This is a genomic window from Frankia sp. AgB32, assembly GCF_023243045.1.
Classification (GTDB): Bacteria; Actinomycetota; Actinomycetes; order Frankiales; family Frankiaceae; genus Frankia.
In genome coordinates this window covers 192,798-206,893 of sequence record NZ_JALKFX010000001.1, presented here as the reverse complement: position 1 = coordinate 206,893, position 14,096 = coordinate 192,798, and the positions used below count along the sequence as shown (strand labels likewise).

Here is a 14,096-nt window from a genome sequence, read left to right as displayed (position 1 = left end):
GTACGACCCGAATGCGCTCTGGCCGTGGCACTGCCGCGCGGCCAGGGGCGCGACCCGCCCCGCCGCGGCCGGCCAGCCCGATCATTCATCACGCCCGAGGAGAACGCGGTGACCTACCAGACCGAGAACCGGCGCAACCTGATGCTGTTCGCGGGACGCTCCCACCCCGGCCTGGCGGCGGAGGTGGCGGCCGAGCTCGACGTCGAGCCGGTGCCGACGAACGCCTACGAGTTCGCCAGCGGCGAGATCTTCGTCCGGTTCTCGGAGTCGGTCCGCGGCTGCGACGCGTTCGTGCTCCAGTGCCACTCGGCGCCGGTGAACACCTGGCTGATGGAACAGCTGATCATGGTGGACGCGCTGAAGCGGGCCAGCGCCAAGCGGATCACGGTGGTCGCGCCGTTCTACCCGTACGCCCGCCAGGACAAGAAGCACCGCGGCCGGGAGCCGATCTCCGCCCGCCTCGTCGCCGACCTGTTCAAGACCGCGGGTGCGCACCGGCTGATGTCCGTCGACCTGCACACCGCGCAGATCCAGGGCTTCTTCGACGGCCCGGTGGACCACCTGTTCGCGCTGCCGCTGCTCGCCGACTACCTCGAGAACAAGCTCGACACCTCGGAGGTCACCGTCGTGGCCCCGGACTCGGGCCGGGTGCGGGTCGCCGAGCGGTGGACCGACCGGCTGGGCTGCCCGCTGGCGATCATCCACAAGCGCCGCGACCCGGACGTCCCGAACCAGGTGAAGATGTTCGACGTCGTCGGGGAGGTCCGCGGCCGGACCTGCGTCATCGTCGACGACATGATCGACACCGCCGGCACCATCACCAAGGCCGCCGAGTCGCTCAAGGCGCACGGCGCGACCGACGTCATCGCCGCCGCGACCCACGGTGTGCTGTCCGGCCCGGCCGCCGACCGGCTGAAGAACTCCGAGATCTCCGAAGTCGTGCTCACCAACACGCTGCCGCTGCCGAGCGAGGCGCGGATCGACAAGATCACCGAGCTGTCGATCGCCCCGCTGCTCGGCGCCGCGATCAGAGCGGTGTTCGAGGACGGCTCGGTGACCGGCCTGTTCGGCGGCGACGCCTGAGTGACCCGGCGGCGTCCGTAGACTGCGCTGCCATGGCAGCGCAACAGCCGAAGGTCTCGCTCACCGGCATCAAGCCGACGGGCGAGCCGCATCTCGGGAACTACATCGGAGCGATCCGGCCGTCGCTGGAGCTCACCTCGACGTACGAGTCGATCTACTTCATCGCCGACTACCACGCCCTGACCTCGATCCGGGACCGCGCGGAGCTGGCGACCTACACCAGGTCGGTGGCCGCCACCTGGATCACCCTCGGCCTGGACCCGGCGAAGACGGTCTTCTACCGCCAGTCCGATGTGCCCGAGATCTTCGAGCTGTCCTGGGTGCTGTCCTGCGTCACCGCCAAGGGCCTGATGAACCGGGCGCACGCCTACAAGGCGGCCCGCGACCGCAACGCCGAGGCCGGCGTCACCGACCTGGACGCCGGCATCAACATGGGCCTGTTCAACTACCCGGTCCTGATGGCCGTCGACATTCTCATCATGAACACCGACGTCGTCCCGGTCGGCCTGGACCAGTCCCAGCACGTCGAATACGCCGCCGACATCGCCGGCACGTTCAACCACCTCTACGGCGACTCCTTCGCCCTCAAGGTCCCGACCGGCATCTATCCGGCCGGCGCGTCCGCGAAGACCCTGCCGGGCACGGACGGCCGGAAGATGAGCAAGTCCTACCGCAACACCATTCCGTTGTTCGCCCCGGAGAAGCAGCTCCGGAAGAGCGTGCGCGGCATCGTGAGCGACAGCACCCCCGTCGAGGCCCCGAAGAACCCGGACACCTCCGCCGCGTTCGCGCTCTACGAGAACTTCGCCTCGCCCGAGGCCGTCAAGGACATGCGCGTCCGCCTGGAACAGGGCGGCACCGGCTGGGGCGACCTCAAGAACGCCCTGTTCGAGTCGATCAACGACTGGCTCTCTCCACTGCGCGAGCGCTACACCGACCTCGTCGCCCCCGGCAGCGAGCTCGACGCCATCCTCGCCACCGGCGCCGAACAGGCCCGCGACCGCGCCCAGCCGGTCCTCACCGGCGTCCGCCGCGCCGTCGGCATCGCCACCGGCTGACCCACACGCCCCAGCGCCAACGCCAGCCGGCCGCCGGTGGCCGGGTGTCCGCAGGCCCTCGTGGAAAGCGCTAGTCGGGCACGCGGGGGGCGGTGGACTCGGCGGCATGATCCGCGTCGCCCTCGGGGCCGGTGGCCGCCTCCCGGGCGAGCGCGAGGCGGCAGAAGGCCTCGACGTCGAGGGTCTCGCCGCGGGCGCCGGGATCGACGTCGGCCGCCGCCGCCAGCTCCGCCACTGCCGCCGACGAGCCCGCCCATGGCTTCAGGGCGACCCGCAGCGTCTTGCGGCGCTGGGCAAAGGCGGCGTCGACGGCGGCGAACACGGACCGGCGCAGCCGCGCCGGGGCCGGGGGCGCGTCCCGGCGGGTGAAGGCGACGAGCCCCGAATCGACGTTCGGCTGCGGCCAGAAGACCGGCCGGGGCACTCCCCCGGCCCCCCGGGCATGCGCGTACCAGGCCAGTTTCACGCTCGGCGCGCCGTAGACGCGGCCGCCGGGGCTGGCGGTCAGCCGGTCGGCGACCTCGGCCTGCACCATCACCAGGCCCCGGGTCAGCGAATCGAACCGTTCCAGCAGGTTCAGCAACAGCGGCACGGCGACGTTGTACGGCAGGTTCGCGGCCAGCACCGTGGGCGCGGCGAGCTCCGGGGGCAGATCGCCCGGCCCGACCTGCAGCCCATCGGCCGTCACGACCCGCAGCCGCCCCGCCACCTCGGGCGGCATCCGCGCGGCGGCGGTCGCCGGCAGCGCCGCGGCGAGCACCGGGTCGATCTCGACGGCGACGACGGACGCGGCGGCGCCGAGCAGCCCCAACGTCAACGAGCCGAGGCCGGGCCCGATCTCCAGCACCGCGTCGTCCGGGCCGATGCGGGCGATCCGCACGAGCCGGCGCACGGTGTTCGCGTCGACCAGGAAGTTCTGCCCGCGGCGCTTCGTCGGGCGCAGGTCGAGCGCCTCGGCCAGTGCTCGCAGGTCGGCCGGGGCGAGCAGCGCGTCGGCGGCTACCAGGGCCCGAACACCCGCTCCGCGTTGGCGGCGATGGCCGTCGCGAGTTCGGCGACGCCCACGCCGCGGGTCTCGGCGAGCACCCGCAGGGTCAGCGGGATCAGATAGGGACCACCGGGGCGCCCCCGCCACGGCACCGGGGTGAGGAACGGCGCGTCGGTCTCGACAAGCAGCAGCTCGGCCGGGGCGGCCGCGGCGGCCTCGCGCAGGTTCGTCGCGTTCTTGAACGTGACGTTCCCGGCGAAGGACATCAGGTAGCCGGCGTCGGCGCAGATCTTCGCCATCTCCGCGTCACCGGAGAAGGCATGGAAGATGACCTTCTCGGGGGCACCCTCCTCGACGAGGATGCGCAGCGTGTCCTCGTGCGCCTCCCGGTCGTGGATCATCAGCGCACGCCCGGTCTCCTTGGCGATCGCGATGTGCCGGCGGAAGCTTTCCTGCTGCGCCGCATGCTGTTCGGGTGGGGTGCGGTAGTAGTCGAGGCCGGTCTCGCCGACGGCGCGGACCTTGTCCCGCCGGGCCAACTCGGTGACAGCGGCGAACGTCTCCTCACTCACGCCCCGCGCCGCCTCGTTGGGGTGGATGGCCACGGCGGCGTAGAGCTGGGGATGGGCCTCAGCGACCTCGACCTGCCAGCGGCTCGTCGGCAGATCGACCCCGACGGTCACCGCCCTGGTGACACCGACCGCGGTCGCCGCGGCCAGCGCCGCCTCGACCTCGGTGTCCATCAGATCCAGATGACAGTGGCTGTCGACCACGGCGACGGAGAGGGGATCAGGCGACGGTGGTGGATCACCGCTGCGGCCGGAGTTGCGCGCCACCTCGCAGACCGTCCTTCCGCTCGCAACCTGTCCTTCGGTGACTCGGAAGTCTACGGCGACCTTCGGACATCCCGAAGATCTCGCATATCGGGCATGGGACGCTAACCAGGTGAACGACTGCAAGGGCCTCCTATGACGACACCGCTGACCGTCGCCCTGGTCACCCCGCTCACGGGGCCGGACTCCGCCCAAGGCCTGGCTGGCCTGCGCGGCGTCACCCTGTGGGCGCGCGACGAGCAGCTCCCGCACCCGTGGGACGAGGTCAGCCTGACCGCCTACGACGCGCACCCCGACCCGGCGGCCGCGATGCGCGCCGCCGTGGCCGCCCAACCGGACGCCCTGCTCGGGCCGTACGGCCACCGGGCCGCCCTGGCCGCCTGTGCGGCGACCAACCGGGTGGTGTTCAACACCGGGGCACCGTCGACCCGTTTCGTTCGCCAGGCGTTCCCGAACGTGGTCAACATCGCCGCGGCAACCTCGACGTGGCCGCGAGGAGTGCTGTCGACCGTACGGGCGGCCGACCGGCGGGCCCGCAAGGTCGTGCTGCTCGCGTCGGGTGACACCGCCGTGGAGATCACCTCGGTGACCAGGGCGGCGGCCGCGACGCAGGCGTTCGAGGTCGCCTCGCACGTGTTCCCGGCCGGGAAGGCCACGCTCGCCGCGAGCCGACTGCCCCCCGGCGACATCCTCATCGTGCACGCCGCGCCGGCGGACGAGCTGGCCGCGGCGAACATCCTGCTACGCCGCCCGTGGCGGGCCGCCGCCTTCTCCACCGCGGTCAGTGCCCAGGCCACCGCCAGCCTCGGTGACCTGCGCGAGCGGCTGCTGGCGCCGGGAAGCTGGATCCCGGAGAGCACCCGGGCGTCCGCGACCGGCCCGACCGCCCAGGCGTTCACCGCCGACTTCACCAACCTGCACGGCGTGCCGCCGACCGAGACGGCCGCCTGGGCCTACGTCACCGGCCTCATCCTCGGCCGGGCGATCCGCTTCTGCGGCAGCGCGCAGGACACCTCGGTGCTGGCCGCGGCCCGTGGCATCGACACGACCACCCTGCTCGGCCGGTTCCGCCTCGACGAGGCCACCGGGTTGCAGGTCGGCCATCAGATCCAGATCGTGCAGTGGCAGGACGGTGCGTCGCGGACGGTCTGGCCGCGCGAGGCGGCCCGGGCGACGTTCACCCACCCGAGGCTGATCACCAGCCGCCCGGCCACCGCGCCGACCGGCTGAGCCGGCGCGGCCGCCCACGGCGGGTGGACCCACCCGGACCGGGTCGACCGTGGTTGGCTCGGGCCGACCGATGGAACGACGGCCGCGGAGGGAGGGGGTCATGACGGCCGCACCGCCCGACCGCGATCCGCCCACCCCGGCAGCACCGACCCCGGCAGCACCGACCCCGGCAGCCTCGACCGCGCCGACTCCGTCCGCCCGGTCGACCCGGTCGACCCGGTCGACCCGGTCGACCCGGCGCCGGGCGATCCGGCTCGGGGTGATCGGTGTCCTGGCGCTGGCGTTCGCCGCCACCACGGCGCGGCTGTTCGTCTTCCCCGACCAGGACCGGCCGGCGCCGGCCGACGCGATCGTCATGTTCGCGGGTAGCCCCGGCCGGCTCGAACGCGCGGTCAGCCTGGCCCGGGCGGGCTACGCACCCGTGCTCGCGGTCTCGACGCCGACGGCGGACGACCCGTGCCCCGAGGGGGTCACCGGCGTCGAGGTGATCTGCTTCGCACCCGACCCGCTCACCACCCAGGGTGAGTCCCGCTGGCTCGCCGCCGCGGCGGCACAGCGGGGCTGGCACTCCGTCATCGTGATCACCGCGACGTCGCAGACCACCCGGGCCCGCCTGCGGCTGGGCCGCTGTTACCCGGGCGAGGCCCGGATGATCGGCGTCCCACCGCCGGCTCTGTCGTGGCCTTACATGATCGCCTATGAGTGGGCGGCGCTGGGCAAGGCACTCATCCTGCAACGCGGCTGCTGACCCGCCCGAGGCTCCGCCGCGGTAGGCGCGGCACAGCGCAGTGCGCCGCGGCGCACTTCCGGTCACGCAGCGCGCTCAGATCACGACAAAAGCACGGTAGGGGCAGCACGGCGCAATGCGCCGCGGCGCACTCAGGGCCGCGTGCGGGCTGGACGGGCGGCGAGCTCCGCGGCGTAGACGTCGTTGCGGGACACGCCGTGGTCGGCGGCGACGGCCCGCCGAGCGTCCTTGCGGGACATCCCGGCGGCGGCACGGCGCGCGACGTCCGCGGCAAGCACCTGCGCCGAGACGGTCGACGCCCCGTCCCCGCCGCCAGGCGGGTCCTCCCCGCCGGCCACGGTGGGATCCACGCCAGCGTCGATGCGGGCCGCCGGGCCGCGAGCGGGGACGCCGGCGGGGGAGCTCGGCGCGCCGGTGGAGGCGTCGTCGAAGGTGACCGTGACGGGCCCGCGGCCCGCCCCGCCCCCGACGACCAGGGTGAACTCGCCTCGGATCACCCGGCCGTCGCTCGCCCAGGCGACCAGGGCCGCCAGGTCACCGCGGACGATCTCCTCGTACGTCTTGGTCAGTTCGCGACACAGCACCGCGGGCCGGGACCCGCCGAACGCGCCGACGAGATCGCGCAGGCTGGCCTCGAGCCGGTGCGGGGACTCCAGGAACACCATCGTCCGGGTCTCGTCGCGCAGTTCCCGCAGCCGGCCCCGCCGCTCGCCCCCGCGCCGCGGCAGGAAGCCCTCGAACGTCCACCGGTCGGACGGCAGCCCGCTGACGGCGAGGGCCGCCGTCACCGCGGACGGCCCGGGCACCACGGTCACCGGGATGCCGGCGGCGGCCGCCGCGGCCACCACCCGGAAACCGGGATCGGAGACCGCCGGCATCCCGGCGTCGGTGACCAACGCGACCGTCGCCCCGGCCCGCAGCAGGTCGGTGAGCATCGCGGCGCGGGCGCCCTCGACCGCGTCGTAGCAGGACACCACCCGTCCCGCGATGGTGACGCCCAGCGCGTGCGCCAGGCGCAGCACCCGCCGGGTGTCCTCGGCGGCGATCACGTCCGCGGTCGCGAGGATCTCGCCGAGCCGGGGGCTTGCGTCCCGTACGTCACCGATCGGCGCGCCGCACAGCACCAGGGTCCCGGACACCGGTCCAGTCTTTCAGCCGCCGGGCCGGCCCGGAGGGCTGGCCCTCGGCGCCGGGTCCCCAACGGGAGGACCTACGCTGATTCGTGTGACGGCGACGACGGCCCACCTGCCCTGGAGTGCGAGCGGACGCGCCGACCGGCCACCAGCCGAGGCCCGGGACGCCGACGGTGCGCCACAGCCGCCGGCCCCGAGCCTGCGGGAGCGGCTGTGCCCGCCGATGCCCGGCTCGCCGCTGGCGGGATGGCTCGCGACCCTCTCGGTGGCGTTACTCGCGGGTGTGCTGCGCTTCTGGCACGTGACGCAGCCCCGCGGCAGGTACTTCGACGAGGTCTACTACACGAAGGATGCCCTGGGCCTGCTCAAGGCCGGCTACGAGATCGACTCCTCGACCTGCTCGGGGCCCGCCTACGTGGTCCATCCGCCGTTCGGCAAGTGGCTGATGGCGGCCTCGGAGGGCCTGTTCGGCTACACCAACTGCGCCGGGGTGCCGCACGGCGATCCGGAGCTGGGCTGGCGGTTCTCCTCGGCGTTGTTCGGGACGCTGGCCGTGCTGGTCCTCGCCCGCGCGGCGCGGCGGATGTTCCGCTCCACCGTGCTGGGCTGCTTCGCCGGGTTGCTGCTGGCGATGGACGGCCTGGAGTTCGTCCAGAGCCGCATCGGGATCCTGGACATCTTCCTGATGACCGGCGTCGTCGTCGCCCTGGCCGGTCTGCTGCTGGACCGGGACTCCGGCCGCGCGCGACTCGTCGACCGGCTGGCCCCGGCGCTCACCCGCCGTACCGCGCCGCCTCCAGGCGACGTCGGCGGCGGCGCGGGTGCGGACGCGGTCGTGGGCGTTGCCGCCCCCGGCCGGCAGGACCGGCTGCGCGAGCTGTACGGACCGCGGCTGGGGCTGCGGCCGTGGCGGCTGGCCTGCGGGGTGGCGCTGGGGCTGTCGATGGGCGTGAAGTGGAGCGCGGTCTATTCGATCATCGGCTTCTCGGCGCTCGCGATCGCCTGGGACATCGGTGCCCGCCGGACCGGTGGCGCCCGCCGGCCCGTGCTCGGCGCGCTGCGCCGGGATCTGCCGCTGTGGTTCGCCGGGTTCGTGGTCGTGCCGATCGTGGTGTTCCTGGCCACCTGGACCGGCTGGTTCGTGACCGACGGCGGCTATGACCGGCACTTCTACGGCAACAGCTTCGTGGATGCCTGGCACGGCTGGTGGAAGTACCAGATGGCGGTGCTGAAGTTCCACGAGGGACTCGACCAGGGCCACGCCTTCGCGTCGCATCCGATGAGCTGGCTGGTGATGGGCCGGCCGGTGGCGTACTACTACTCGTCGCCGGCCTACGGGACGCAGGGCTGCCACGATCCGGCGGGCTGCTCCCGCGAGGTGCTGGCGCTGGGCAACCCGGCGGTGTGGTGGGTCGGCACGGCCAGCCTGATCGCCATGCTCGTCTGGTGGGTGACCCGGCGGGACTGGCGGGCCGCGCTGGTGCTGGTGGGCTTCGGCTCGGCGTTCCTGCCGTGGCTGCTGTTCCCGAACCGGACGATGTTCTTCTTCTACGCGCTGCCGTGCCTGCCGTTCCTGATCCTGGGAATCACCTCGCTCGCCGGCCTGGCGCTCGGCCCGCGGGACGCCTCCGATGCCAGACGGCTGACCGGGGCGTTGTCGGTCGGCATCTACACGATCATCGTGGTGCTGCTGTTCGCGTACTTCTATCCGATCCTCGCGGCACAGGTGATCCCGTACTCGTCCTGGCGGGCCCGGATGTGGTTCCCGGGCTGGATCTGACGGCTGGAACGCGTTCCGACCACCCCGCTGTGAGCTCTCTCACAGCAACCTATACGCCCGCTCCATCAAATCCCAATGCAACATCATCACAACGCAGGGTTCCCAGATCGCCGGCGCGACGACATAAAACAATTCTCCGGAGCCAATCCACTACCTTGAGTCTGGCAATGGTCGCTCTAGCAGCACTACCGCGGCTCGCGACAGGGGGGGTCACGTCGGACCGGCGCCCACGATCGTGGATGGTGAGTCGGTCAGCATGCCCCGAGGCCGTGCGGCGGGCAACGTCCGCGCGGGCCTCCCTGCGACCTCCAATCACCGGAGCCGGGTGTCGGGCGGGTGCGAAACTGGGAGGAATCACCATGGCGGATGTGTCAGTGCGGTTCGCAATGACCGACGACAGCGAGATCGTGCTGAACCTGTCGCTGACGCAGGCAATCCGGCTGACGGAGGCGATCGCGTCCAAGGTCAGCCAGGCGATGACCGAGCAGCCACGGGCCGGCATGAACGGCAACTCCTACGGCCCCGGCGTGCGCCCCGGGCCGTACTCCACCTCCTGAGCGACGTCACCTGAAAAGGCTGACCGGCGGCGTCTCCCGAACAGGCCGACCGCCGGCAGCCGTCAGCGCGGCTCGGCCGGCGGACCGCCGGTGAGCTGCGCGATCAGTGCGCGCAGCAGGTCGAGGTCGCGGCGGCGCAGCTCCGCCGCGGACGCCTCATCGGCCCGCGCCGGCGTCAGCGCCGCCCGCACCCGCCGCAGCTTCCCGCGCAGCGCGTCGAGCACCGCGGGCGGCACCAGCCCGTCGCGCAGGACGAGCACGACATGCCCGCCGTGCTGCACGACGTCGACCGGCTCGGCCATCGGCAGGGTGACGACCCGGACGCCGACGGGCGCCTCCTGGTCGTAGACGAGGCAGAGGTGGTCCTCGGCCAGCACCTCGGCGGTGCCGTCGTCCCAGAGAACCGTCGCGCGCGCGGGCACCGGCATCTCGACGCGGGGCGAGTCGACCCGCACCGGACCGGTCTGCCCGCTCGGCGGCCGTCCGCCGGTGGCGTGCACGGCCAGCACAGTGCCACGCCGGGACCAGATCCCGCCGCCAAGGTCGTCGATCGGGAAGACCCGGTCTCCCCGCGCGAACATCACCAGTGCGGCGTGACCGTCCTCGGCGGTCTGTGAGTGCGCGGCCATGGCGTGATCGTAGGTGGCGGCCTCCGGGCCCGCTGCGCCCAGACCCCACCGTGGTGGGATCGGTCACGCGCCCGACGCCGGGCGCAACCCAGCGCGCACCCCGGTGCCCAGGGTGTCGCGGCCGGTAGGGCAGGCCCGGTGACCACGGCGGATGCCGTTCGGATCCCGGGCCGACCCACCGCTGTCATCGGGTATTCACACGGCGAATCGACCCGATCGGCACCGTTCTCGCGAGGCATGGTCGTGGATCGCTGCCGCGGGTTACGGTCGCCTGGTTGCCACCGCCCCGGGTGGCGACCGGCGGCGGCCGGGAGGACGCGAGCGACCCCCGGCGGGTTGCCGCGGCGCGGCGACGCCCTCTCCGGCCATCACCTGCGGAACCCTGGCCGGAGCTTCGGCCAATCACGCCTCGCGGAGCCCACGAATGCCCCATACCGACTATCCGCCCATCGAGGAGCACGCGGTCATCGGCGACCTGCGGACCGTGGCACTGGTCGCCACGGATGGCACGATCGACTGGTACTGCCCGCAACGCTTCGATGCGCCGTCGGTCTTCGCGAGCCTGCTCGACGCCGACCGCGGCGGTTCCTTCCAGATCCACTGCCCGGAATCGCGGGCCAAGCAGCTCTACCTGCCCGACTCCAACGTTCTGATGACCCGCTTCCTCGCCCCCCGCGCGGTCGGCGAGGTCGTCGACTTCATGGTGCCGATGGACAGCGACGTCACGGAGACGCCGCACGTCGTCGTCCGCCAGGCGCGGTCGGTGCGCGGCACGGCCTCGTTCCGCCTGCGCTGCGACCCGCGTTTCGACTACGGCCGGGCGGCCCACACGGTGACCCTGATCCCGGGCTCGGGGGCGGTCTTCGAGTCGACGAAGGGCACCCTGGTGCTGCGCACCGCGCTGCCCCTGCGGGTCGACGGCACGGCGGTCTACGCCGAGTTCGACCTGGCCATGGGCGAGACCGCGGACATCGTCCTCGAATGGAACTCGTCGATCCGACCCCTGATCCTCGGTGAGGCCGACGCGCTGTTCAACCGGACGCTGAAGTACTGGCAGTCCTGGATCCGCCGCGGCCGCTACCACGGCCGGTGGCGCGAGATGGTGCTGCGCAGCGCCCTGGTGCTCAAGCTGCTCGTCTACCGGCCCACCGGCGCGCTGGTGGCGGCGCCGACGACGTCGCTGCCCGAGGAGCTCGGCGGCGTGCGCAACTGGGACTACCGCTACACCTGGATCCGGGACGCCGCGTTCACCACCTACGCGCTGATGGCGTTGGGCTTCACCGACGAGTCGGCCGCGTTCATGGACTGGCTGGAGCAGCGCTGCCACGAGGCGCCGAAGGACTCCGGCCTGTACGTGCTCTACAGCGTCGACGGCAACGCGAACCTGGACGAGATCGTCCTGGACCACCTCTCGGGCTACCGCGACTCGAAGCCGGTGCGGGTCGGCAACGCCGCCGCCGAGCAGCTCCAGCTCGACATCTACGGCGAGCTGATGGACTCGGTGTACCTGTACAACAAGCGGGCGCCGATCTCCTTCGGGCTGTGGGAGGCGCTCGGCCGCCAGCTCGACTGGCTGGCCAAGCACTGGGACTCCCCCGACGAGGGCATCTGGGAGACCCGCGGCGGACGCCAGCGCTTCACCTACTCGGCGCTGATGACCTGGGTCGCCTTCGAGCGGGCCTGTCGCATCTCCCGCCAGCGCGGCCTGCCCGGGCCGACGAACGACTGGAAGGAACTCGCCGGTCAGGCGTACAGGTTCGTGCAGAACGAGGCATGGAACCCCACCCGGGGCGCCTACATGGAGTTCCCGGGCTCGCCGCGGCTCGACGCCTCGCTGCTGTGCATGCCGCTGGTGAAGTTCTCCGGCCCCACCGACCCGCGTTTCCTGTCCACCCTGGACCGGTTCGGCGAGGACCTGGTCAGCGACAGCCTGGTGCGTCGCTACGCGGCCGACGGCAGCGACGGGCTGACCGGTGACGAGGGCACGTTCAACCTGTGCTCGTTCTGGTACGTGGAGGCGCTGACCCGCGCCGGCCGGGTGACCGAGGCCAGGATGGTGTTCGAGAAGATGCTCACCTACGCCAACCACGTCGGGCTGTACGCCGAGGAGATCGGTCCGTCCGGCGAGGCGCTGGGCAACTTCCCGCAGGCGTTCACCCACCTCGCGCTGATCAGCGCGGCGATCAACCTCGACCGCGCCCTCGCCTGACCGCCCCGGGGGCGCCTGTCGGCGCCCTCGATTTCGTCCCGGGCGGCCAGGATGACGCCAAGCCGATACCCGCCGGGCGGTGAGCACGGCAGGATAGGACCGTGACCGCCCGGCACCGGCCCGGTCGGAAGCACGACAGGACAACTTCGGCACTCCGACGAGCCACGTCCACGGACGCCCGGCGAGGATGTGCCACGCGGCTACCGGCGGCGAGGACCGGCGCGGCGAGGAATGCGGGGACGAGGGGCGAGGCATGGCGGGTCTGGACCATTTCCGGGTGGTCGTGGAGGCCGGGAGCGCGGACCGTGCAGGGGTGGTCGTGCGGCTGCCCGGGGCGCTGATCGTCGCTCACGTCGGCCGGCCCGAGACGGCCGAGATCACCGGTCGGCTGCTCGAGCTGTGCGCCGAGGTGGCCGCCGAGGTCGGCATGAGCGCGGCGAACATGGGCCGGCGGCTGGTACGCCGCGTCGCCGGCGTGCTCGCCGACGCGGACCCGGACCGGGTGCCCGACTTCAGCCTGCTCACGACCGTCAACGAACGGGTGGCCGCCCTGGTCCACGGGGCGATGGACGTCGTGGCCAGCGGCCCGTCCGGGGTGACCCTCTCCGGTGTCGACTCGGCCACCTGGGTCGACCGGCTCCTGCCGACCGAGATCAGCCGCGTCGACGTCGGCCCGACCGGGCTGGTGACCGCCGGTGGCTTCCCGGGCGGCCTCGGTGACCTCGGGTTCCCGTTGGACCTGCGGATCGGTGCCGTCCCCGGGATCGGCGTCAGCCTGGTGCTCAGCGACGGCCCGGTGCTGCCGATCCCGAAGGCGTCCGCCGATCGGCTGCTCGCCGGGTTCAGTTCGGCGCAGGAGCCGCGGACGGGAGCGGAGCTGATCCCGTCCGTCGGCGCGCGCATCCCCGACTCGAAGGCATCGACGCCGCCGGCGCTGGCGCCGCTGCTCAGCGAGGAGGAGGAGGCCCACCGCCGCCGGGCCGCGGCCGAGCCGACCCAGGCCGCCGATCTCGACGAACTCGACGAACTCGACGAACTCGACGTGGACCCGCCGACGGAGCTCGCCAACCGGGAGGCTCTCGGCCGCGGCGCCGCCGATGCCAGTCAGAACGGCTACCCGGGTGTCCACGGCGGGGCCGCGGAGCAGCGGCTCAGCGGGCCCATCGAGCCGCTGACGGACGGCCTCGGCGACGACCTCACGGACGACGAGCACGACGCCCTCACCCAGCTACCCGGCCAGACCTTCACCGTCTCCGACCTCATCGAGGACGACGAGGCGCCGACGATGCTGCCGAGCAACGCGGAGCTGCAGGTCGAGGGGGTGCTGTGCGCGAACGGCCACTTCAACCACCCGCTGGCGCCGTACTGCGCCGAGTGCGGGCTGTCGCTCGCGCAACAGGCCAACCGCACGGTCTGGGGGCCCCGCCCACCGATCGGCGTGCTGGTATTCGACGACGGGCAGACCGTGAACGTCGACATGGACCTGGTGATCGGCCGTCAGCCCGACCGGGACGACGCGGTCCGGGCCGGCAAGGCGCGGGCGCTGCCCGTCGAGGACGGGGAGAGCGCGATCTCCCGCAAACACGCGGTGATCACCCTGTCCGGATGGGACGCGGTGATCACCGATCAGGGCTCCGCGAACGGCACCTACATCGCGCCGCCGGAGGCGACCGTGTGGACTCCGCTGAGTCCGCACCAGCCGGCCCCGCTGCTCCCCGGCACCCGCGTGCAGGTCGGCAAGCGCACGTTCGTCTTCAACTCCCACCTCCACGTCTAGACCGGTCACTGCCCACACCGGTCACTGCCCACACCGGTCACTGCCCAGGCGGGCTCCGTGCGGCGGGGCTG

At 72.7% G+C, this 14,096-nt stretch carries 12 protein-coding genes; 8 read left to right on the top strand and 4 right to left on the bottom strand.

Going from position 1 to position 14,096, the window contains the following annotated elements:
• Window positions 1-108: 108 nt before the first annotated feature.
• Both MXD60_RS00890 and MXD60_RS00885 read left to right on the top strand, forming a co-directional pair.
• Entirely contained in the window at window positions 109-1,083 is a 975-nt protein-coding gene (locus tag MXD60_RS00890) for a ribose-phosphate diphosphokinase (RefSeq protein ID WP_308222327.1), read from the top strand.
• Window positions 1,084-1,115: 32 nt separating this feature from the next.
• The gene (locus MXD60_RS00885; protein WP_248816742.1) at window positions 1,116-2,141 is read left to right on the top strand and encodes a tryptophan--tRNA ligase; all 1,026 of its coding nucleotides are present in this window, start codon (window positions 1,116-1,118) and stop codon (window positions 2,139-2,141) included.
• A 70-nt stretch (window positions 2,142-2,211) separates the two neighbouring features.
• On the opposite strand, the gene rsmA is transcribed toward MXD60_RS00885, so the two are convergent.
• A complete protein-coding gene (gene rsmA, locus MXD60_RS00880; protein WP_283097573.1) occupies window positions 2,212-3,084 on the bottom strand; it encodes a 16S rRNA (adenine(1518)-N(6)/adenine(1519)-N(6))-dimethyltransferase RsmA in 873 nt (290 codons plus the stop codon).
• Window positions 3,085-3,140: 56 nt separating this feature from the next.
• Window positions 3,141-3,965, bottom strand: coding sequence for a TatD family hydrolase (locus MXD60_RS00875; RefSeq protein ID WP_248816740.1), 825 nt, complete (start codon window positions 3,963-3,965; stop codon window positions 3,141-3,143).
• Window positions 3,966-4,097: 132 nt separating this feature from the next.
• Between MXD60_RS00875 and MXD60_RS00870 the strand changes: the two genes are divergently transcribed.
• Window positions 4,098-5,192: a type 1 periplasmic-binding domain-containing protein gene (locus MXD60_RS00870; protein ID WP_248816739.1), complete on the top strand. Its 1,095-nt coding sequence runs from the start codon at window positions 4,098-4,100 to the stop codon at window positions 5,190-5,192.
• A 100-nt stretch (window positions 5,193-5,292) separates the two neighbouring features.
• Window positions 5,293-5,940: a YdcF family protein gene (locus MXD60_RS00865; RefSeq protein ID WP_248816738.1), complete on the top strand. Its 648-nt coding sequence runs from the start codon at window positions 5,293-5,295 to the stop codon at window positions 5,938-5,940.
• Window positions 5,941-6,071: 131 nt separating this feature from the next.
• Here the strand turns inward: MXD60_RS00865 and rsmI are convergent, their stop codons facing one another.
• On the bottom strand, window positions 6,072-7,079 hold the full coding sequence (gene rsmI / locus MXD60_RS00860) for a 16S rRNA (cytidine(1402)-2'-O)-methyltransferase (protein WP_248816737.1): 1,008 nt from the start codon (window positions 7,077-7,079) through the stop codon (window positions 6,072-6,074).
• Window positions 7,080-7,164: 85 nt separating this feature from the next.
• Here rsmI and MXD60_RS00855 point away from each other — a divergent pair, with 85 nt between their 5' ends.
• Window positions 7,165-8,853 (top strand): dolichyl-phosphate-mannose--protein mannosyltransferase, encoded by a 1,689-nt coding sequence (locus tag MXD60_RS00855; RefSeq protein WP_248816736.1) that lies wholly within the window; start codon window positions 7,165-7,167, stop codon window positions 8,851-8,853.
• A 359-nt stretch (window positions 8,854-9,212) separates the two neighbouring features.
• Window positions 9,213-9,410 carry a hypothetical protein gene (locus MXD60_RS00850; protein WP_248816735.1) on the top strand — a complete coding sequence of 66 codons (198 nt, stop codon included), beginning with the start codon at window positions 9,213-9,215 and terminating at the stop codon, window positions 9,408-9,410.
• A gap of 62 nt (window positions 9,411-9,472) precedes the next feature.
• Here the strand turns inward: MXD60_RS00850 and MXD60_RS00845 are convergent, their stop codons facing one another.
• Window positions 9,473-10,039, bottom strand: a complete 567-nt coding sequence (locus MXD60_RS00845; protein WP_248816734.1) for a hypothetical protein — start codon at window positions 10,037-10,039, stop codon at window positions 9,473-9,475.
• A gap of 424 nt (window positions 10,040-10,463) precedes the next feature.
• Here MXD60_RS00845 and MXD60_RS00840 point away from each other — a divergent pair, with 424 nt between their 5' ends.
• Both MXD60_RS00840 and MXD60_RS00835 read left to right on the top strand, forming a co-directional pair.
• Entirely contained in the window at window positions 10,464-12,248 is a 1,785-nt protein-coding gene (locus MXD60_RS00840) for a glycoside hydrolase family 15 protein (protein ID WP_248816733.1), read from the top strand.
• Window positions 12,249-12,501: 253 nt separating this feature from the next.
• The gene (locus tag MXD60_RS00835) at window positions 12,502-14,025 is read left to right on the top strand and encodes an FHA domain-containing protein (RefSeq protein WP_248816732.1); all 1,524 of its coding nucleotides are present in this window, start codon (window positions 12,502-12,504) and stop codon (window positions 14,023-14,025) included.
• The last annotated feature ends 71 nt before the right edge of the window (window positions 14,026-14,096 follow it).